The following is a 20,583-nucleotide window of genomic DNA, read 5'->3' as shown; positions in this document are numbered from 1 at the left end:
AAACATTTTTCAGTCACTGATGGACAGGTGTGCTGTTAAAGCAGCAGCGGCGTGTTTCCAAATACTGGAAACACGCCGCGAAAGCTTGCTAGGGGCGAAGTATTACTTCTTGCCGCCGAAGCCCTTGAAGCGGGCGTTGAAGCGCTCGACACGACCAGCGGTGTCCATGATGCGCTGCTTGCCGGTGTAGAACGGGTGCGAAGCTGCCGAGATTTCGACGTCGATTACTGGGTAGGTGTTGCCATCTTCCCATTCGATGGTCTTGTCCGACTTAGCGGTCGAACGGGTCAGGATCTTCTCGCCGGATGCCAGGTCGTTGAAGACAACTGGGCCGTACTGTGGATGGATATCAGCCTTCATAGCTATACACCTTTTTGTTTATGGCCACTGGATTTTGCCAGTAGCTACTTACTCGGAAATTGTGTCCCGCATTCAGGGCTCCATGAAGAGACCTCAATGCACAGACAGTCCATCTTATCGCAAAAGCGGCGGCGGCAGAAACCTTCTTAGCGTGGCGCGGAGCACAAATGCCAGAATGCAATTGCGCTAGCGGCACCAACATTCAGGGAATCCACTTCGCGGTACATAGGGATGATCACGGTCCGGTCAACGGCGGCCAGAGCTTCATCGGTAACTCCCCTGCCTTCGTTGCCCAAGATCATGGCGACCTTCTGGCCAGACTTGATCTCTACTTCGTTTAGCGGGATCGCGTCCTCGGTCAGTTCCATGGCGAGCATCTCGTAGCCATGCTTCTTCAAGGTCTGGATGTCCTCTGGCCACGACAGCATGCGTACCCAAGGAAGGTCGAAGACCGTCCCCATTGAGACGCGGGCGCTGCGACGGTACCAGGGGTCCACGCATTTGGGGGTGAGCAGCACGGCGTCAACGCCGAGCCCTGAAGCCGAACGGATAATTGCGCCGAGGTTAGTATGGTCGGCGATGTCTTCCAAGATGGCGACGCGCGAACTGGCTTCAAGCACTTCGTCCAGATCCAGCGGTTCGGGACGATTCATCGCTGCCATGGCGCCGCGGTGCAAGTGGAAGCCGACCAGATCCTGGAGCTGCCGATCATCCCCAATGAAAATCGGCGCGTCTGGGAAACGGTTGAACTCCTCGGTTAGCTGGTCCAGATGCTTTTCGGCGAGCAAGAAGCTGCGCGGCACGTGGCCCGCGTTGATCGCACGCTGCACCACTTTGGTGCTCTCGGCAATGTAGAGCCCGTTTTCCACGTCAGTGCGCATACGCAGGTTCGCTTCGGAGAGCCGGAGGTACTCGTCGAGGCGGGAATCGGCCAGATCCGCGACCGGCAGGATCCGTTCAGGGTTGAGAATTTCAGCCACGAAGCTACACCAACTTGTAGAGCATGTTGCCCAGGGCGACCAGGCCCAGGATGACGATGACCAGGCGCAGCAGCCCAGGCGAGAGCTTGCGGCCAATCTTGGCGCCGGCAAATCCGCCGATCAGCGAGCCGACAGCGATAAGCAGGACGACGAGCCAATTGATGCGTTCCGGCGCAATGATCAGGTACATCGCGGCCGCCACGAGATTCACGATCAGGGAGAGGATGACCTTGATTGCATTGGACTGCTGCAGGGATGCTTGCAAGAACACGCCGAATACCGCCATCAGCAGGACTCCCTGCGCGGCGGTGAAGTAGCCGCCGTAGACACCGATGATGAACACCAGGATGTAGAGGACCATTGGAATCTGGGCGCGATCGGCATCATCCGGGTCGGTGCCGCCGGAAGCGGCCTGCCGGGTCTTCGCCCACTTGGCAAGACGGGGCTGGAAGATCACCAGCACCAGCGCGCAAACCAGCAGCACCGGCGCAACGATGCCGAAGACGGACTCCGGCAGGTTCAGGAGGAGCAAGGAACCGATCAACCCGCCGATCAGTGAAACCGGCACGAGTTTGAGCAGCGTCTTCTTGACGCTGGCAGCTTCTCGACGGTACCCCCAGGCACCGGAGAAGCCACCAGCAACCAGACCCATGGCGTTGGAGACGACGGCATTCACCGGAGCCATGCCCAACGCCACGAGAATGGGGAAAGTGACCAACGTGCCCGAACCGACGACGGTGTTGATAGTTCCGGCCCACAGTCCACCAATGAAGACCAGGGCTTCGCGCCAAAATTCGATCACGTGGAATTTTCCCCTTTAGTTATTGCTGTTAGCTGCGTGCGAAAGCAGAGTAGCGTCCACCTTCACGGCGCAGGCTCAGCGGCATGCCGTAGGTTGCTTCCAGGTTCGCTTCGTTCAGCGTGGATTCGATCTCGCCGGCAGCGACAACTTCGCCGTCGCGCATCATCAGGATGTGGGTGAATCCCGCTGGCACCTCTTCAAGGTGGTGGGTTACCAGAACCAGCGCCGGGGCATCCTCGTCGGCTGCCAGTTCCGCCAGCTTGCCAACCAGGTCTTCGCGCCCGGCAAGGTCCAAGCCTGCTGCAGGCTCATCGAGGATCAGCAGTTCGGGATCGGTCATCAAGGCACGGGCGATCAGCACGCGCTTGCGCTCGCCTTCGGAAAGCTTGCCGAAAGGCTGGTTCATGAAGGTGGACATGCCCCAGTTGTGCAGCAGATGGAAAGCACGGCGCTCATCGAGCTTCTCGTACTTCTCGCGCCAGCGACCGGTCATGCCGTAAGCCGCGGTGAGTACTACGTTCAGCGCGGTTTCGTTGGCTGGAATGGAGTTGGCCACCAGGGCTGAGCTCAGGCCGATCAACGGACGCAGATCGAAGACCGACACCTTGCCCAAACGTTCGCCAAGGATATCCGCGGTACCGCGGGTTGGGTGCAGCCGGGTGGCCGCAATGTTCATCAAGGTCGACTTGCCGGCGCCGTTGGGGCCGATCACAATCCACCGCTGTCCTTCTTTGACTTCCCAGGACACGTCCTTGAGCAGGTCTTTTCGCCCGCGTACAACGCTGACATCTTTGAAAGTTAGCACTTCGCTCATGGTATTCAAGATTAGACTTTTCGCCCCTGTTTCACTAATTGGAAATGCCGAACGGGGCCTGAGATCGCCGGATTGACCTGTATTGCGTCCAACGGCAATACTAGTTCGCTCCCCCAGGCCTGGTCAGCGACTTTGCGCCAACACGTCATGTTTGGTCGTAAACACCGAAGCAATGAAAAATGGTTGCATGGCTTCATCATTGGTTTTCGCATCCCGCCCCGCTTTCTCCCGCACCGACTTCAACGCTGTATTGCAGCAAGCGGCCGCCGCCGGGCTCATTCCCGCCGCGGACGAGAGCCAGATCAAAGCCAGCGAAGAGCGGCTGGTCGCCAAGTTCCGCCTTGAACAGGCCGATCCGGCGAAGCTGCAGCAGGCTGCTGCGGCATTCGTCGATGCGCAGGTCGCCGACGGCGCACTGGAATACGCGGACATGTGCGTAGCGGTGGTACCGGCCGAACTCGTCGATGCTCCGCAGCTGCTCTTGCTGATGGATGTCGATTCCACCTTGATCAAGCAGGAAGTCATCGAACTGCTCGCCGCTCACGCTGGACGGGAAGAAGAAGTGGCTGCGGTGACCGAAGCCGCGATGCGCGGTGAACTGGATTTCGCCCAGTCCTTGATCCAGCGCGTAGCTACCTTGAAGGATCTGCCAGATACTGTCCTTGCCGAGGTAGGCCAGCGCATTGTCCTCTCGGACGGCGCCGAAGCCCTGGTCAAGCGGTTCCACGCTGCTGGGCACAAGGTCGGCGTAGTTTCCGGCGGGTTCCAGCAGATCCTGGATCCGTTGGCTGCCCATCTGGGCCTGGACCATGCGCTGGCTAACACCTTGGGCATTTCCGAGGGAATTCTTGACGGAACCGTTCACGGCCAGATCGTCGATCGTGGCATGAAGGAAACGATGCTGCGCGCCTGGGCCGAGGAACATCACATCCCGATGACGGCAACCGTCGCCGCCGGTGATGGCGCCAATGATCTGGCCATGGTTGCTGCCGCGGGTTTGGGCGTGGCTTTCAATGCGAAGCCTGCCCTGCGCGATGAGGCGGACGTGCGCCTGGACTTCTCGCGCCTGGACGTCATCGCCGACCTAGTACTCAATGATTTGGCTTAGCGGAATCCAACAACTGCATAACAATTCTGCCGATAGCGGCTTTCGGTAACTTGATCGGTTGTTCCAGCGGTTAGTATTTCTATTGACGCGTTTAACGGCTGGCGGCATAAGTCCTAGCCGCGCGCGTAGCCCCTATCGCTTTCGAAAGAGCTACCAGACCAGTGCAGACCCCCTCCCCGGACAGTTCCTCAACTACGCCTACGCACTCCGCACAAGACAAGAAGAAGCCGAAGAGCAAGGCCAAGCCTTGGATCATTACCGGTTCTTGTGTTGCAGCCGTAGCCGCAGCATATTTCGGCGGAGCCGCCTATGTCAGTTCCCAGGTTCCAGCCAACGCGTCAATTGCGGGCGTGAACATCGGATCCATGAACAAGGACCAGGCTCGCGCCGAATTGGAACGCGAGGTACTCCCCCTGGCTGAAAAGCCAATGGATGTCACCGTCAACGGTGAAAAGTACACCCTGGATCCGGCCAAGGCCGGCCTGGAACTGAACGTTGATGAAACCATTACCGAACTGACTTCCTACGAAATCAACCCGGCCAAGCTCTACGAGCGGCTCACCGGCGAATTCCACGTCACCCCAGCGGTCGACGTAGATCAGGAAAAACTGGGCGCGCAGCTTGAAGCGCTGGCCAAGAAGGCCAATGCCGAGGTCGCCGAAGGAACCATCGATTTCAAGGATGGCACCTCGAAGCTGACCAAGCCGGTTGACGGCGTAGCGCTGAAGACCGAAGAAGCCGCCACACTGATCAGCGAGGAATGGGAAATTGCCGGCGCGGCGATCGACCTGCCTGCCGAGGTCAGCAAGCCGGCAATCTCTGCCGACGCCCTGCAGGCGTTCTACGACAAGGACGTCAAGGCGCTGCTGAAGGACGAGGTCATCCTGGCATCGGATGACAAGAAGGCGTCCATCTCGGCCGCGTCTATTGCCGCGGCGGCAAAGTACGCGCCCAAGGATGGCGCCCCAGCGATCGCATTGGATGACGAGAAGCTCTACAAGGCTGCGACGAAGAATTCAGATCTTTCCAGCACTGCCAAGGATGCGCAGATCGTCTTGAAGGACGGCAAGCCGTCCATCATCAAGTCCTCCAAGGGCATCTCGCTGGAGACCAAGGGCCTGGGCGCCAAGGTCCTGGCCGCCACCGCTTCCAAGAACCGCACTGCCGAAGTTGAGATGACCGAGAAGGAAGCCGACTTCACCACCGCAGATGCGAAGAAGCTCGGCATCAAGGAACCGATCGTCACCTTCTCCACTCCCTACCCGGCTTCCGATACCGTACGCACCAAGAACCTGCATGCCGGTTCGGCGCGCGTCAATGGCGATATCATCAAGCCCGGCGAACGCTTCTCGCTGCTGCAGGCCTTGGGCCCGATCACCGTGGCCAACGGCTACTACAGCTCCGGGGTCGTGGAAAGCGGCTTCAGCACCGAAGCCGTAGGCGGCGGACTCTCGCAGATCTCCACCCAGATGTACAACGTCGGCTTCCTGGCCGGATACGACGACATCACCCACAAGCCGCATTCTCGCTGGTTCGAGCGCTACCCCGCAGGACGCGAAGCCACCTTGTGGGAAGGCCAGATCGACATGATCTGGGAGAACAACACCCCCTACGGCGTGATGATCCAGGCCTGGGTTTCGGGCGACAAGGTCAATACCCGCCTGTGGTCCACCAAGTACTGGGATGTCTCGCAGAAGAGCTCGGGCAAGTACAACCAGACCAACCCCGAAACCAAGTACAACCCGGCCGAAAAGTGCGTCTCGGAATCTGGTGGCAAGAAGGGCTTCAGCATCGATATCACCCGCTATCGGGAAGCCTTCGATGGATCCAAGAAGCTGCCAGCTGAAACCAAGAGCTGGACCTACAGCCCATGGCACAAGATCGTCTGCGGCGACAAGCCCAAGGACTGATCCAAGCGAAATCGCCGGGCGCCTCCCTTTCGGAGGTGCCCGGCGATTTCGCTTAACCCTGCGCATTTTGCCCCAGGCACGGAAAAGCTGGCGGTCGGAACCCCTGCACGGGGTAACTGCCGCCAGCTGATGCGCGCTGCTGCGGGGGCTTACTTGCCCGACTGCTCCAGGAAGTCGCCTGCGCCGCCAACCAGCTCGGTGTGGCCGGTCTCGACGTCGGCGAAGACCATCTTGGCTACCTCGGCGCCGAACTCCTCGACGGAGTACAGCTTGCCGGCAGCTTCGCGGCGGGCGTCGATAGCACCTGGCTCCATGCGGTTGAGCAGGGTTGCGGTGATGGTGCCTTCGATCATGTCTCCGGAGACCACCACGAAGGTGATGTTCTTCTCGGCCAGCTTCGGGATCATTTCACGCAGTGCATCTTCGCCGGCGCGCTTGGACTTGGCCACAGCGTCGTAGGCATCCATGGTGGTTACTTCGTTGATGAAGTGCGCCTGGTGGCTGGTAACGAAGACCACGCGGCCGCCCTCGCTCAACTGGGGCAGCGCGGCTTCCAGCATGGCCACCTGCGCGTCGCGGTTCAAGCGCAGCGCATAGTTTTCGCCCATGGAGGTTTCCATGCCGCCCGAAGCGTTGAGCACGACAACATCCAGCGAGCCGAAGTTCTCAACAGCCGCGTCAACCAGAGCCTGCGGACCCTCAACGGTGGTCAGGTCGGCGCCCACGGCAACGGCCTTGCCGCCCTTTTCTTCAATAGCGGCAACAATCTTGTTGGCGCGCGGGGCCTTGGCGCGGTAGTTGACCACTACGCCAACGCCCTGCTCGGCCAGCAGCTGCGCGGTCACCGCACCGATGCCGCGCGAGGAACCGGTTACAACGGCACCTTTGAATTCACTCATGGTGGTACTCCTTTGGATTTCTTGCTTAAATCTTCTAGTGGCCCATGCCCAGGCCGCCATCAACCGGGATCACGGCACCGGAGATGTAGCCTGCTTCGTCGCTGGCGATCCAGCGGACCACGTTGGCAACCTCTTCAGGCTCAGCAAAGCGGTTGGCCGGGATGCTGGAGAGGTATTCCTTCTGGGTGTCCTCTGGCAGCACAGCGGTCATCTCGGTGTTGATGAAGCCCGGAGCCACAACGTTGGCGGTGATGCCGCGTGAGCCCAGTTCACGGGTCAGCGAGCGGGCGATGCCCACCAGGCCGGCCTTGGACGCCGCGTAGTTGATCTGCCCTGGCGAGCCGTAAAGGCCGACGACCGAGGAAATCAGCACGACACGGCCGCGCTTGAGCCGGATCATGCCCTTGGACGCGCGCTTGATCACGCGGAAGGCGCCGGTGAGGTTGGTGTCGATCACCGAGGTGAAGTCGTCTTCGCTCATGCGCAGCAGCAGGGTGTCCTTGGTGACCCCCGCATTGGCGACGAGGACTTCTACCGGACCGTGGGCCGCTTCAACTTCCTTGAAGGCCGCGTCGATCGATTCGCCGTCGGTGACATCGGCCTTGACGCCGAGCAGTCCGGCGGGAACCTCGCCGCTGCGGTAGGTAATGGCCACTTTGTCGCCGTTGGCTTCGAATGCGCGCGCAATAGCAAGTCCGATGCCGCGGTTGCCGCCGGTCACGAGGACACTGCGGCCAGTGGTTGGTTCCGTAGTCAATGTATTTCTCCGTTCATGCGCTCGCTGTCCTGGCATGGTAAATCTCTCCAAGGGCCAGCCGAAAAGCGCACTTTGCCTAGTTAAGTAGCTACTCCGTGAACAATCCTATTAGTTACTACCCAGTTTTACCGCTTCGACAGCGCGTAGAAATTACACTCTTCGTGCCGCAGGTGAGACAATGGGAGCAGATCCCGTACTGCGAAGCGAAGTCTTTTACATGTCCCCACAGCCCACGAATCACGGTTCCAGCCAACCGGAAGTTCACCGCATTACCGAAGCGCGCGAGTCCCATACCACCGAGCGCGATTCACGTGTGCGCAAATACACGATTTCCATGACCGTGCGCCTGATCTGCTTCGTTCTCGCTTTCTTCTTCGATGGCTGGCTGCGCTGGGTCTTGCTCGCGGGCGCAATTATCCTTCCCTATATCGCAGTGGTGATCGCCAACGGCGGTGCGGATCTGACCAAACGCGAACCGCCCGCCGAGTTCTACAAGGCTCCCGGCGCCGAGGCTATCGCCGCACCGGACGAAACCGCGCCGGCCGCGCAGCAGGCACCGGAACCAGAAGTGATCGACGGAAGCTTCGCCGAAGAAGCTGATCCGGTGCAACAGCCAACAACTGCTCCCAAGGAGGACTAGTGGATCTGCTAGGTTCGCTCGGCGGCTCCCCTGCCGCCGCCGAAATCCAGTGCTCGCGAAAGGGCTGCCGCAACGCCGCCAGCCACCAGCTGCTGTGGAATAATCCGAAGATCCACACCCCGGACCGGCGCAAAATCTGGCTGGCCTGCGAAGAGCACCGCGACTGGCTCGAAACGTATCTGAAGGAACGCCTGCTCTACAAGGAAACGCTGCCGATGCCGGGCAATGAAGGAGAAAGCAAGTAGATGTATCGTTTTCTGGCCAGTACCCGGTGGGTCGGCTGGCTCATTCTGGTGGCGATCTTCGCCGCCGCCTGCATTGGCTTGGGCAATTGGCAAGCCGACCGCCGTGCCGAAGTCCTCGAGGGCATCGAACGGGTCAACCGCAACTACTTCGCAGAGCCGGTCACCGGCACGCAGGCCCTGGAGAATTTCCAGGACCTGGACGAGGACAAGACCTGGATGACCGCGCAGCTCACCGGCCAATATCTGCCCGCGGATACCATGATCGTGCGCAACCGCATCAAGGCCGGCAGCCCCGGCTACGAGGTGCTGGTGCCGTTCAGGACCAACGAGGGCGGAACTGTCGTCGTGAACCGCGGCTACCTGCCGATCGGCAACCAGGAAGACGGCCACCCGGATGCTGTTCCAGCGCCACCTGCCGGAGAAGTCACTGTGGATGTGCGTTTGAAACCATCGGAAATCCGCTTGGACCGCGGCGCCCCGGAGGGCCAATTGGCTTCGATCCAGCTCGAAGACTACGCCAAGCTCCTGGACTACGAGATCGCCCAGGGCGCCTACGGCCTGATGTATGAAGAGGATCCGGCCCCGGCCACTGCGCCACTGCAGCTGGACGCTCCGGATATGGATGAAGGTCCGCATCTTTCCTACGAGATCCAGTGGTACATCTTTGGCGTGCTGGCCTTCATCGGCTTCTGGTATGCCGCTCGCCAGCAGAAGAAGCTGAACGCCGAGGATGCCGCCGAGCAAGCCGAAGCCGAGGCGCTGGGCCTGGACGAGCCGCTGCACAAGGTGCGCAAGATTCGCGCCAAGCCGGATAAGAAGTTCCGCCGTGACGGCACGCCGACCGATGAAGCCATCGAGGATGCGCTGCTCGACCAGGCCGACCACACGCCAGGGGGCCTCCCGAAGTAGCTGCGGGAAACAAGGAAACCGCGCGGCAGCTGGAATATTCCAGTTGCCGCGCGGTTCTCTGCTTAATGCAGTTTTCTTTCAGCTGCCGTTGGCCGGCGGAGTCCAGCGGATCCCGCTGTCGCTGCACCCAGGAGTCTTGTGCCCCTCGCCTTCGAGGCAGGAGGCATCGATGAGGGTGCGGTCCCCCACCGGCTCCTGCAGTTCCAGCGTGTAGGGCGCGGTCTCGTTGCCCTGGCAGGCATGCGCTTCGCCTTCCAGCGGTTCAACCACGATCCCGATGGCGATCTGGTCTTTGGACAGCTCCACCTGGGTGGCGGTCACCTCGCCGGTCACCCCGGAGGAACAGGCAAGCCGCATGACCCCGAGGTCGAGGCTGGTGCTCGACGCGTTCACCCCGGCAGGGTCCAGCAGCGTCCACTGGGCGTTGACCTCATCGTGAACCTGTGCGGCGCAGCCGGCCAGCGCGCTGGCAAGCAGCAGCCCAGCGCCTGCGATCCGCGGTAATTTGCGTCCAAAAACACTCATGGCTTGGCAGCTCCCTTTGAAGATGGTGATCTGCCAAGCCTACGAGAGCTATTGCGCGTTGTCAGGATTTAAGTCAGCGAAACCAATTCCAGGTAATCCTCGTTGAAGAGGTCCTCATCGCCATCAGGCAGGATGACCACGCGCTCAGGCTGCAACGACATCACTGCGCCCTCATCGTGGGACACCATGACCACGGCACCCGGGAAGGTGGACAGCGCGCCCAGCACCTCGGCGCGCGAGGCAGGGTCGAGGTTGTTGGTCGGCTCATCAAGCAGCAGCACATTGGCGCTGGAAGCCACGATGGTGGCCAGGGCCAGACGGGTCTTCTCGCCGCCGGAGAGCACGCCGGCCGGCTTGGTCACGTCGTCGCCGACGAACAGGAACGAGCCGAGGATCGAGCGGACGTCGGCATCGTTCAGGTGGTCAGGCGCGTTGCGGCGCATGTTCTCCAGCACGCTGGCTTCCGGATCCAAGGTGTCATGCTCCTGGGCGAAGTAGCCGATCTTCAGGCCGTGGCCCGGAATGATCTTTCCGGTATCGGGTTCGGAGACACCGGCGAGCATGCGCAGCAAGGTGGTCTTGCCGGCACCGTTCAGGCCCAGGATGACAACCTTCGAGCCGCGGTCGATGGCCAGCGAGACATCGTTGAAGATCTCCAGCGAGCCATAGGCCTTGGACAGGCCTTCGGCCATGAGCGGGGTCTTGCCGCAGGGAGCCGGATCCGGGAAGCGCAGGGCTGCGACCTTGTCGGAGGCACGCTCTTCCTGCAGCCCGGAAAGCATGCGATCCACGCGCTTGAGCATGGACTGCGCCGCCGAGGCGCCGGAGGCGCGGGCCTTCATCTTGTTCGCCTGGGTCAGCAGGACCGAAGCCTTCTTCTCGATGTTGGCGCGCTCGCGCTTGCGGGCACGCTCATCGGTTTCGCGCTGGATCTTGTAGCGCTTCCAGTTCATGTTGTAGACATCCACCACGCCGCGGTTCGCGTCGAGGTTCAGCACCTTGTTCACGGTGGATTCCATCAGGCCGGTATCGTGGCTGATCATCAGCACGCCGCCGGGGTAGTTCTTGATGAAGTCGCGCAGCCACATGATCGAATCGACGTCCAGGTGGTTGGTCGGCTCATCGAGCAGCAGGGTCTCGGCGTCCGAGTAGAGGATGCGGGCCAGCTCGACGCGGCGGCGCTGTCCACCGGACAGGGTGCGCAGCGGCTGGTCCAGGATGCGGTCCGGCAGATCCAGGTTGGCGCAGATGGCGGCCGCTTCGGATTCGGCAGCGTAGCCACCGGCAGCGATGAATTCTGCTTCCAACCGGTCGTACTGGCGCATGGCCTTGGCGGAGACGGCAGCGTCCTCGCTGGCCATGTCCTCGCGGTTCTGGGCCAGCTTGGTGACCACCACGTCCAGGCCGCGGGCGCCAAGGATGCGATTGCGCGCCAGCTGCTCCATGTCAGGGGTCTTGGGGTCCTGCGGCAGGTAGCCGATGGAGCCCTTGAAGGTGACCTCACCCGAGGCTGGCTGGGTCTCGCCGGCGAGGACCTTGGTCATCGTCGTCTTGCCGGCACCGTTGCGTCCCACCAGTCCGATCTTGTCGCCCTTGTCGATGCGGAAGTTCACTTCGTCCATCAGCAAGCGGGCGCCGACGCGTAGCTCAAGGTTGGCTACGGAAATCATATGGTGTGGCCCTTTCATGCGGGTACAAGAATTGTGCGGCCCACAAATTGGGCAACTTGACTATTCTACCGGCCAACCACGCCGTGGCCTGCGGAACGTGCACAAACTAACAGTTTGGGGTTGAGCTGGCTAAAGAATCGAAGCCCGCACTTCCACCGCAGTGGAAATCCGGGCTTCGAATCGAAATTATTCCTTGTCGCTGGGTTGCGATCGGTAATCCATCATCTGGATCAGGCGGCGGCGCAAGGAGGCTTCGCGGCGCAGGTCCCCGCCGCTGGTCTTGTCGATGTGGTCCTTGCCGAAGCGCCAGAGCAGCACGTCGTCAAGCAAGCGGTCCGGCCCCGGCGAGTACCGGTGGTCCAGCGCCGCACGCACATCGGTGACCACATTCGCATCCAGCAGCTGCGCCAGCTGCCAGGTCTGGTCGATGCCGTGGGAGCCGAGCAGCTCGGCGGCCCAGGACCAATCGTCATCGCGCTTGCGGTCCACGTGCGGCAACAGCGTCTGCCATATTTCGCCGATCTTCTCGCCGGTCAACGGCTCGGATCCGGCTCCCTGCTGGTCGTGGTAGCCGTTCAGGCGGTGGTACAGCTCGTCGATGTCCGTGAAGTAGTCCTCCACGGTTTCCAGCATCGCCGCGGTGGCGGTGAAGTGGCGGTCGATCTGCGGATTCCAGGCGGCCTCGCCGGGATGCTTGAAGCGGATGTCGTGCTCCATTTCGGACCAGGCATGCTGCAGCACGGTGCGGATCTGCACTTCGAAGACGAAGTTGCCGCTGGCTACCACCGGCTTGCCCAAGGCCTCCTGGAATTTGCGCACGATCGGCTCGCTGCGGGTCTTGAGCAGCAGGTGGCGCGAGGAGTAGCCGTAGGTGCCGGACTCCACCGAGCCGATGTCCTTCTCCCGGTCGCTGCGGCAGTCGAAGGAGTCGCGGTGCGACTTGATCAGGCTGGCCACCTGCTGGATTTCATGGGGCAGCATCACGATGATGCGGATGCCCACCATGTCGTGGATTTCGCGCAGCGGGTTGGGGAATTCCAGCACCGGGGCGGTCTCGGAACTTTCCTGCAGCCGGCGCGAGGCCTTGGCCGCGAAGGACTGCGGCGATTTCACCCGGCCGGTAATGAACAGCGGTTGCACCTCGGAATTCGCGAACAACCGGCGGATCTTCGCCTTCATGGCCGACATGACGGTATTGAGTTCGCCGGTCACAGACTTGTACTGCTCAACGGCGGCCGCAATCTGTTCGGAGAACTCGTCGTTCGCCTGGCCCTGCGCCGGATCCATCATTGATGCCTCCTGGATGCTAAAGCGTTCCTGAAAATGCTGTCCTCATGCTCATGCCCTGGCGCCAGCCGGGTGCGGCGACGGCCCTTATGGGCGGGAAAGGCGCTTAGCCATGTCGTCGAACAATGGCGCCTTGTCCTCGGTCTTCTTCTGCGCTGCAGGCTTGGTTTCCTTGGCTGGCTGCGCGTTCTGCTTGATCGGGGTGACCTTCGAGTCCGATCGGCCGGCCGCGATGCCTTCGGCGCGGGCTCGGGCCAGCGCGTCCTGGTGATCCTGTTCCAGGACCGATAGGCGTTCTTCCTCGGCGGTCTTGGTGTCGGTCAGCGCAGCGTTGTAGCCATCATCATAAGCGACGCCGTACTTCTCGGCGTTTTCCTGCTCTTCGTTGTATTCCAGCTCAGCGCGCAGCTTCGCGGCTTCGGACTTCTTCTGGTACATGTGCACGGTCAGGTGGGTGATGGCCAGCAAGACGATTGGCGGCATGGCGGCAACCAGCGCGGAAACCAGCGGCGGCACTCCGTTTTCGATCGAGTCCACGGTCAGGATTGCGTGGGTGGAGTTCGCCGCGGTGGAAACGATCGCACCGAAGAACAGCAGCGACCACGGGTAGATCATGGCCTTGCGATGGAAGCCGTTCAGGGCCACGATGGCCACGGTGGCGGCCACGATCATGCCGTCGATGATGATTGGCCAGATCCAGGCCAGGCGCGGGCTGATGCCCGAGCGTTCGGCCAGGTCGGTCAATGCAGCGAACGAGAGCACGAATGCGCCGATGGCAATGAGGACCGTCGCGCCTACGGCCGTGCCTAGGACGGCGCGGTGCGGTTCGGCCGGGACCTCTGGTTTGTTATCTTCCATGCTGCTGAGCAGACCTAACTTTTGGGAATTATCGGTATGTCTTCAAACGCGAGTTTGCTGGACCGCACCCCAGGCGCAGACCACCGCGTTCCATTTTAGCGTGCGCCTTGCGTTGCTGGGGCGCCTTGGCTCAAAGGGCGCGACGGTCGATGAAACCGGTACCGCTGATTTTTCCGGCCAGCCCCCGGTGATTCGCCTCGAAGATGAAGTAGAAGGCGCTGATCGCGATATAGATCACAACGAGCATGTTCAGCAGCGGGTAGGGCGTGAAGTCGACCATGCTGGTGGAAATCTGGAAGAGGAAGTTAATCCCGCCAAATCCGAGCAGGCTGCGCAGCAAGGCCCGGCCGGCCGGAGCCGGTTGCCCCTGCCCGTCGGTGAGCATCAGCCAGGCACAGCGCTGGCCGAGGGTAGCCCGTCCCGGCGCCAGGCTCGGCAGCCAGAAGACGCAGAAGACCACGAGCAGCGGAAGCCAGAAGTTCATCCACTGTTGGCCGAACTCCGGGGCACCCAAGCGCTCCAGGAGTTCCAGTGCAGCGCCGATGACGAAGAGCACGGCCGAGGTGAAGCCTGCATCGAAGATGTTGGCCAGTGCGCGGCGGGCGCGGGTGACCGGCCGCGCCGGCGCGTTGGCCGCGTCCGCTTCCACCGGACCGGACAGGAAGCGGAACATCGGAAGGTAGGCGATCATCGCGCCCAGCAGCGCGCCGGCAGTGTTAGTGATCAGGTCATCGACGTCGGCCACGCGGTAGGCGCAGGTGTACAACCCCCAAATAGCGGTGTACTGGGTCAGCTCGATGGCCAACGAGGCCGCGAAGCCCAGCAAGACGCCGGTGAAAATGTTGCCGCGCAGCCAGCGCACGGCCAAGATGCCCAGGGGCATGAACAAGATGATGTTGAACAGCACCTGCCACAGCGTGAAGCTGGTGGCGAAGCCGCTCAGCCCGCGCTCCACGATGGCCACCCTGAAGTCGTCGACGAAACGGCCGGGCACCAGTTGCGGGATGGCCACCCCGGGACGGCAGAATTCGTCGCGCGTGGCCGGCAGCGGAAGCATGGTGTAGCTGAAGAGGCCGAATCCGTAGACCGCTGCGGTTGCGGTGGTAATGGTGCGGCGCCAGGACAACCGTCCATGCCGGCGGTATTGCACGGCCAGCAGGAAAACGCCGGCGGACGCCAAGAAGAGGGCGCCGCCGAGAATGGCGATTGCCGCTGGCCAGAACATTGTTTGCATATTTCTATCTAAGCGGAATATTCCGGGAGAAAGCTGGGCTGCAGAATGTGACCTTGGCTATGCTTTCGGCCCGCGCAGCACTTTCCTGGTTCTGGCATCGGCAGTGAAGAGGCCGATGAACAAGCCCGCTACGAGCACGCCAGCCAGGGTCTTCATCAGCCAGGCCGAGTGCCACTGCTCGATGGAGAGCTGGTCGACGAAAACCGCCACCAGGATCAGGCTGGATACATAGATCATCAGCTTTTCCGATCCCCAGGACACCTTGTGCGAAATGGCGAACAGCGCCATCAGCCACAGGATGTACCACGGCTGGATAATCGGAGCCAGCAGCACCACCGCCGAGAGCGCCCACGCCGCTAGGCGCACCGGGCTGGAGGTGTCCTTGGCCAGCGCCAGGCGCGCCACAATGGCCAGCGCGATGACCTGGAAGACGCCCACCACGATGGCATTCACCAAGGAGATATCGGCGCCGAATATGCCAGCGAGATTGCTCAGGGACCAGCCGATCAGTCCCACGGGAGCGTACGGGAACGCCGCATCGCCCGCGGTGAACATGGCAAGCAGCCAGCCGAACCAGAGGTTGGTGACCGCACCGATCAAAAGCAGCCAGGTCAGGGAGAGGGCCGCGACCTTGGCCCAGATTTTCCACCTCTCGCGCATCGACGGGCTCCTGCCCAGCAGGACCAAGCCGATAAAAGGCAGCGCCAGCAGCACGATCGGCTTGACCGACACGGCTATGGCCAGCGCCATCGTGGCGGCCATGGGACGGCGGTCGTAGGCATAGGCGAAGGCGCTGAAGACACCGGCGATCATCAGCGCGTCGTTGTGGACGCCGCCGATCATGGTCAGCAGGAACAGCGGATTGCCCACGATGGCCCAGTTGGCCCAGTTCGCGCTCTGCCCCATTTTCTGCGCCAGCTTCGCAGTGAAGTGATAGCAGCCCCAGACACCGAGCACGGCAATGACGCGCAGCAGGCCCACGCCGATTTCGGGAATGCCGTTGGAGGCGAAGTAGATGATGCGGGCGAGCACGAGGAAGAACGGACCATAGGGCGAGGGCGATTGCGCCCACAGGCTGTCGGATCCGCCATCGAACCAGCCCGGAAGCGCGGACACGCCTTCGGCGTACGGGGATTTGCCGGCGTGCAGCATGCGGCCCTGGGCCAGGTAGGAGTAGACGTCGCGGCTGAGGATCGGGAAGCTGAGCATCAGCGGAGCAGACCACATGGCCAGCACGCGGGCCAGTTCCCGCCCGGTAATCTCACCGGCAGCCTGGACCCATGGCCGGGCCAGGATCCAGGTTCGGGTCAACCAGACAATTCCCACGGCCATCAGCACGATGCAGCTGATGACACCTGGCACTTCGGTTCGGAATTCTATGAAGAAGCCGCTGCGTGCCAGCGGGGACAGCTGGTTGCGCGGGAACCAGCCGATCCCCCAGGAGGCGACGGTAATCATGGCCGAGGCGGTGAACCCTTGCCATGATAGTGACCGCAGGCTTGCGCGCTGCGGTGCCAGCTTCGGCTGCTCCACTGCCACTAGGCTTTCTTGCTCTTCTTCAGCCAGTTGGTCGAGCTGAGCAGATCAGCGCAGATGTTCTTGGTCTTCGGATCGAAGAAGACAAGGTACAGGGCGCAGGCGATGGAGATGCCCCAGGAAATCAATTGGACGCGTGGAACCAGGGAATCCTGCAGGAACTGCCAAACGAAGATCTGGTCAGCGGCCTGGTAGGCCAGGAAGAAGATGGTGGTCAGGTGCAGCCAGAGCATCTGCCAGTCATCGCGCAGGCCGGTCGCGGCGAAGAACGGCAGCAGCCACAGGAGGTACCACGGCTGGATCACCGGGGAGAGCACGACAATCGCCGCGAAGGCGATGGCCATGCGCTGCACCAGGTGCGAGTGCTTTCCTCGGAAGATCAAGACAAAGGCGATGGCTACGCCGACCAGGCGGCCGAAGAGCTTGGCCGCGGGCAGGATCCACTCGGTGGACAGCCCGATGGCGGAGACCAGCCCGCTCAGCGCGATGACCGCAATGCCTACCGGGGAGAAGATGGAGTATCCGGTACCGGTGAAGAGCATGACCTTCAGCCAACCGAACCAGTAGCCATTGAGCCACCCAACCACGGTCATCAGGGCCAGGAAGATCATGCCGGTGTAGAACCAGTAGAGGATGCGGCGCGGCCAGGCAGCATTAGGCCCTGCCCAGAGCAGGCCGATAAACGGCAGCAGTACCAGGGTAATCGGTTTGACCCCCACCGAGGCCGCCAGCACCACGATGGCCCAGAAGCCGTAGCGCTTGCATGCCAGGTAGACAGCCCAGACCGACAGGCCGGTCATCAGGGCATCGTTGTGCGCACTGGCCACGAAGTTCACCAGGAACAGCGGGTTCGCCACGGTCATCCAGGCGGCTTTGGCCCCGGAGACACCGTGCAGTTCGGCAAGCTTGGGCACGTAGCGCAGGCAGAGCAGCACGCCGATGAATGCAATGGCGCGGAAGGCCAGGACCGCCGCGTCGGTCGAAGGGCCAGTCAGCTTGACCACGAGGAATTCGATGCTCAGGTAGAGCGGGCCGTAAGGGGTGCCGTCCTGCGCCCACATGGTGTCGGCACCGAGCTGGAACCAGTTATTCAGCGAGGATATTCCGTCAACATAAGGATCCTGCCCGGCATCCACCAGCCGGCCTTGGCCGATGTAGGCGAACACGTCCCGGCTCATGATCGGCAACGTGACGAACATCGGGATGCTCCACAGCCAGACCGCACGGCGGACCACCTTCAGCGAACCCTCGCCCCAGCCCTTGAGCTTCTGGCCCAGGCGCCACCAGGAACGGAAGAGGACCCAGCAACCCAGGGCCAGCAGGATCACGCAGGTGATCACGCCGGCGGGTTCGGTGCGCAGCATGATGAAGAACGGGTCGCGGTTCAGCGGGGATACGCTGGCCAGCCACCCGGTACCGAAGGATCCGAAAAGGATCAGGGAGGAACCGATGACGCCGCTGAGAAGGGTCCTATTCACTCCAGCGTAGGGCGGGGAGCTCACTGCTGCTGGCTTGCTGGCTGACACACTGACACCTCGGGCTGTAACGGACATGAGTTCGAGAGTAATTAAGCCAGCGTCGCATGTGCCGCGCCCTTGCAAGCAGGCAATTCAACAGCCGGAAATCTCAGACGATTTTAGCATCGAGCACGCGTCCAGGCCGGTTGAAACACTGTCCTTCCGCCGTGCGACGAGGGTGCGCTCCCCCACAGCGCTGCTTGAAGTGTAGATTGGTTACGTGGCTAGTAACTCAGAAAAAATTGTATGGATCGATTGCGAAATGACCGGCTTGGATCTGGTTAACGACGCATTGATCGAAGTAGCAGTGCTCATTACCGACTCCGATCTGGAGATCGTCGACGAGGGCATCCAGGTAGTCATCAAGCCCGAGCCGGCAGCTCTGGCGCAGATGGATGATTTCGTTCGCAATATGCATGTGGTTAGCGGCCTGCTGCCCGAGCTGGAGAACGGCATTTCCATGGAGGAAGCCCAGCGCCTGGTGGTCGACTACATCAAGAAGCACGTTCCGGAGCCGAACAAGGCGTTGCTGGGCGGCAACTCGGTGGGCACCGACAAGAACTTCTTGGCACGCGATATGCCTGAGGTCATTGAGCACCTGCACTACCGCATTATCGACGTGTCGACCTTGAAGGAGCTGAGCCGCCGCTGGTTCCCGAAGGCGCACTACGGCGCTCCAGCCAAGACCGGCAACCATCGCGCACTGGGCGACATCCAGGATTCGATCAACGAGCTTCGCTACTACCGCGACGCCATCATGGTGCCGGCGCCGGGGCCAACCTCCGATGAGGCCAGGAAGATCGCCGCCGGGATCACCCAAAGCGCCGGCTAACCGCTAAACGAAGGCCCCGGCGCATTGGTGATGCACTGCACAGTGTCCCAGGGGCCTTCCGATTGGCACCAAGCGCGGAATTGTGTGTATAGTATTTCTCGTTGCCAGATACGGAATTGGTTCGCAAAAGCGTTCTGACTAGTAACGAAGCAAACATGGTGGGTATAGCTCAGTCGGTAGAGCGTCTGGTTGTGGTCCAGAAGGTCGCGGGTTCAAACCCCGTTACTCACCCCAGAGACAAAGACTCGATCCAGAACGAAAGTTCCGGATCGAGTCTTTTGCTTTACCCGCACGCCTGGCAACGCCGCCGCTCAGCTGACGAGCCGCAGAATTAGACCGTGCGCACCACCCTGGCTGGCGAGCCAACCACAACAGCGCCGGCAGGTACGTCTTTCGTTACGACCGCGGCGGCAGCGACAACTGCGTTCTCGCCGATCGTGACACCGGAAAGTATGGTCGCGTTCGCGCCAATCCAGACGTTGCGCCCAATGATCACTGGAGCCGGAATCATATCCGCCCGCCGAGCAGGTTCAAGATCGTGATTAAGTGTTGCCACAACGACGTTGTGCCCAATCAAGCACTCATCCCCGATACTGATGCCGCCTTGGTCCTGGAATTTGCAGCCAGCATTGATGAAGACGTTTTTCCCCAGTTCGATATTGCGGCCAAACTCCGAGTTGAACGGCGGGAATAGCACCACCGAGTCGTCAACGTTCGTTCCGGTCAGCTGCCGCAGCAAATCCCGCACTTGCCCTGGGCTGCGGTAGCCGTCGTTCAGCTCCGCGCAAATGCGCAGCGCGTCCTGGCTTGTGCTATGCATGAGCGCATGCAGCGGCGAACCGGCGGTAATTCTCTGGCCAGCATTCAAGGCTTCCAGAAGATCGTCAATGCCCAAGAATTCCCCCCATCATCAATTCTTCACGGTGGCTCGAACTATATCGGCTTCCACCGTCGATGCCTAGCGCAGCTGTGCCCCGGACCCGCGGCAAAGCCATTCCCTAAGGTACTGCAAGCAAAGGGATGATCACGGCACGGGGATCCATCTCATGAGGCAGTTCAGCGGCGAGCAACAGCCCCACGGCCATGAATAATGAGCATCCCGTCACAATCCCGGAAATGGCTCCATGCGAATTGGTATTTCCGGCCTGGATACGTGTATAGTATTTCTCGTTGCCCGGTACGAGATCATGAGCACTACAGCTTCTGACTAGTAACGAAGTAGACATGGTGGGTATAGCTCAGTCGGTAGAGCGTCTGGTTGTGGTCCAGAAGGTCGCGGGTTCAAACCCCGTTACTCACCCCAGATCGAAAGACCTGGTTCGGAATGGAAATTCCGAACCAGGTCTTTTCTCGTTTCCGACGCCTTGAAGCGCAATCAGCAAGGCACCGGGCCTCGTTGATTCCAGACCGAACATCTGGAATCCAGAGGCACTCGCCACCAGTCCCCGCCAGCGAATCCGACACGGCGTTCAGCATCGCGCCGCTAGCCGCCAACCCGCCTTCACCGCCGGCAATTGCCACCGCATGGAACCACCAGATGCCCAGGCACCCTGCCGACGCCGAAAAGATCGCTTCCATGGCACAGGTCGGGCGCCTCGACGCGATCGCACGCAACCCTGCCAGCAGTCTCGAAACAAGCGGATTCCATCAAGCGGCAACCGGGTCGATTTCGCGTGGAGTGATCCGCAACCCGCGGGACA

Annotated in this window: 20 protein-coding genes and 2 tRNA genes; 8 read left to right on the top strand and 14 right to left on the bottom strand. The window is 61.3% G+C overall.

Annotated features, from left to right (window positions below):
* Positions 1-102 precede the first annotated feature (102 nt).
* From CQ012_RS01500 to CQ012_RS01485, 4 genes are all read right to left on the bottom strand, one after another.
* Positions 103-360: a type B 50S ribosomal protein L31 gene (locus CQ012_RS01500; RefSeq protein ID WP_013348950.1), complete on the bottom strand. Its 258-nt coding sequence runs from the start codon at positions 358-360 to the stop codon at positions 103-105.
* A gap of 146 nt (positions 361-506) precedes the next feature.
* Positions 507-1,340 carry a TrmH family RNA methyltransferase gene (locus CQ012_RS01495; RefSeq protein ID WP_105661243.1) on the bottom strand — a complete coding sequence of 278 codons (834 nt, stop codon included), beginning with the start codon at positions 1,338-1,340 and terminating at the stop codon, positions 507-509.
* A 4-nt stretch (positions 1,341-1,344) separates the two neighbouring features.
* Complete coding sequence (locus CQ012_RS01490) at positions 1,345-2,142, bottom strand: sulfite exporter TauE/SafE family protein (protein ID WP_105657800.1); 798 nt, start codon at positions 2,140-2,142, stop codon at positions 1,345-1,347.
* A gap of 28 nt (positions 2,143-2,170) precedes the next feature.
* Entirely contained in the window at positions 2,171-2,956 is a 786-nt protein-coding gene (locus tag CQ012_RS01485) for an ABC transporter ATP-binding protein (protein ID WP_105657799.1), read from the bottom strand.
* A 187-nt stretch (positions 2,957-3,143) separates the two neighbouring features.
* Here CQ012_RS01485 and serB point away from each other — a divergent pair, with 187 nt between their 5' ends.
* Together serB and CQ012_RS01475 are read left to right on the top strand one after the other, a co-directional pair.
* Positions 3,144-4,064 (top strand): phosphoserine phosphatase SerB, encoded by a 921-nt coding sequence (serB, locus tag CQ012_RS01480; protein WP_105661242.1) that lies wholly within the window; start codon positions 3,144-3,146, stop codon positions 4,062-4,064.
* 161 nt (positions 4,065-4,225) lie between these two features.
* Positions 4,226-5,974, top strand: a complete 1,749-nt coding sequence (locus tag CQ012_RS01475; protein ID WP_105661241.1) for a VanW family protein — start codon at positions 4,226-4,228, stop codon at positions 5,972-5,974.
* Positions 5,975-6,123: 149 nt separating this feature from the next.
* On the opposite strand, the gene CQ012_RS01470 is transcribed toward CQ012_RS01475, so the two are convergent.
* Both CQ012_RS01470 and CQ012_RS01465 read right to left on the bottom strand, forming a co-directional pair.
* Positions 6,124-6,873, bottom strand: a complete 750-nt coding sequence (locus tag CQ012_RS01470; RefSeq protein WP_105661240.1) for an SDR family oxidoreductase — start codon at positions 6,871-6,873, stop codon at positions 6,124-6,126.
* A 34-nt stretch (positions 6,874-6,907) separates the two neighbouring features.
* The gene (locus tag CQ012_RS01465) at positions 6,908-7,666 is read right to left on the bottom strand and encodes a beta-ketoacyl-ACP reductase (protein WP_181148862.1); all 759 of its coding nucleotides are present in this window, start codon (positions 7,664-7,666) and stop codon (positions 6,908-6,910) included.
* A gap of 181 nt (positions 7,667-7,847) precedes the next feature.
* Between CQ012_RS01465 and CQ012_RS01460 the strand changes: the two genes are divergently transcribed.
* Genes CQ012_RS01460 through CQ012_RS01450 form a run of 3 tightly spaced genes read left to right on the top strand, consistent with a single transcriptional unit; the run spans position 7,848 to position 9,424 of the window.
* Complete coding sequence (locus tag CQ012_RS01460) at positions 7,848-8,270, top strand: DUF3099 domain-containing protein (protein WP_105661559.1); 423 nt, start codon at positions 7,848-7,850, stop codon at positions 8,268-8,270.
* Positions 8,270-8,515, top strand: a complete 246-nt coding sequence (locus CQ012_RS01455) for an acetone carboxylase (protein ID WP_105657794.1) — start codon at positions 8,270-8,272, stop codon at positions 8,513-8,515. The genes CQ012_RS01460 and CQ012_RS01455 overlap by 1 nt, the downstream gene beginning before the upstream one ends.
* Positions 8,516-9,424 (top strand): SURF1 family cytochrome oxidase biogenesis protein, encoded by a 909-nt coding sequence (locus CQ012_RS01450; protein ID WP_105661239.1) that lies wholly within the window; start codon positions 8,516-8,518, stop codon positions 9,422-9,424.
* A 78-nt stretch (positions 9,425-9,502) separates the two neighbouring features.
* Here CQ012_RS01450 and CQ012_RS01445 read toward each other — a convergent pair whose 3' ends face one another.
* The 7 genes from CQ012_RS01445 to mptB (CQ012_RS01415) form a co-directional block, all read right to left on the bottom strand.
* On the bottom strand, positions 9,503-9,949 hold the full coding sequence (locus tag CQ012_RS01445; RefSeq protein ID WP_105661238.1) for a hypothetical protein: 447 nt from the start codon (positions 9,947-9,949) through the stop codon (positions 9,503-9,505).
* 68 nt (positions 9,950-10,017) lie between these two features.
* On the bottom strand, positions 10,018-11,619 hold the full coding sequence (locus CQ012_RS01440; RefSeq protein ID WP_105657791.1) for an ABC-F family ATP-binding cassette domain-containing protein: 1,602 nt from the start codon (positions 11,617-11,619) through the stop codon (positions 10,018-10,020).
* A gap of 186 nt (positions 11,620-11,805) precedes the next feature.
* Positions 11,806-12,909, bottom strand: a complete 1,104-nt coding sequence (locus tag CQ012_RS01435) for a GTP pyrophosphokinase (RefSeq protein ID WP_105657790.1) — start codon at positions 12,907-12,909, stop codon at positions 11,806-11,808.
* Between the two features lie 84 nt (positions 12,910-12,993).
* On the bottom strand, positions 12,994-13,764 hold the full coding sequence (locus CQ012_RS01430) for a DUF2637 domain-containing protein (protein WP_105657789.1): 771 nt from the start codon (positions 13,762-13,764) through the stop codon (positions 12,994-12,996).
* Between the two features lie 130 nt (positions 13,765-13,894).
* Entirely contained in the window at positions 13,895-14,998 is a 1,104-nt protein-coding gene (locus CQ012_RS01425; RefSeq protein ID WP_105661237.1) for a VanZ family protein, read from the bottom strand.
* Between the two features lie 57 nt (positions 14,999-15,055).
* Positions 15,056-16,531 carry a polyprenol phosphomannose-dependent alpha 1,6 mannosyltransferase MptB gene (gene mptB / locus CQ012_RS01420; RefSeq protein WP_146112887.1) on the bottom strand — a complete coding sequence of 492 codons (1,476 nt, stop codon included), beginning with the start codon at positions 16,529-16,531 and terminating at the stop codon, positions 15,056-15,058.
* Positions 16,532-16,536: 5 nt separating this feature from the next.
* A complete protein-coding gene (gene mptB / locus CQ012_RS01415; RefSeq protein ID WP_286134545.1) occupies positions 16,537-18,036 on the bottom strand; it encodes a polyprenol phosphomannose-dependent alpha 1,6 mannosyltransferase MptB in 1,500 nt (499 codons plus the stop codon).
* Between the two features lie 235 nt (positions 18,037-18,271).
* On the opposite strand from mptB (CQ012_RS01415), the gene orn reads away from it, so the two are divergent.
* Positions 18,272-18,883, top strand: coding sequence for an oligoribonuclease (gene orn, locus CQ012_RS01410; RefSeq protein ID WP_105661234.1), 612 nt, complete (start codon positions 18,272-18,274; stop codon positions 18,881-18,883).
* Positions 18,884-19,041: 158 nt separating this feature from the next.
* Positions 19,042-19,117: transfer RNA gene (locus tag CQ012_RS01405), tRNA-His, on the top strand.
* 97 nt (positions 19,118-19,214) lie between these two features.
* Here the strand turns inward: CQ012_RS01405 and CQ012_RS01400 are convergent.
* Complete coding sequence (locus CQ012_RS01400) at positions 19,215-19,778, bottom strand: DapH/DapD/GlmU-related protein (RefSeq protein ID WP_105657784.1); 564 nt, start codon at positions 19,776-19,778, stop codon at positions 19,215-19,217.
* Between the two features lie 332 nt (positions 19,779-20,110).
* Here CQ012_RS01400 and CQ012_RS01395 point away from each other — a divergent pair.
* A tRNA-His gene (locus CQ012_RS01395) sits at positions 20,111-20,186 on the top strand.
* Positions 20,187-20,583: the final 397 nt, after the last annotated feature.

Origin of the sequence: Arthrobacter sp. MYb214 (genome assembly GCF_002979865.1) — a bacterium.
Lineage (GTDB): Bacteria > Actinomycetota > Actinomycetes > Actinomycetales > Micrococcaceae > Glutamicibacter.
The sequence above is the reverse complement of the archived record's forward strand: the minus strand, read 5'-3'. Positions and strand labels throughout refer to the sequence as shown.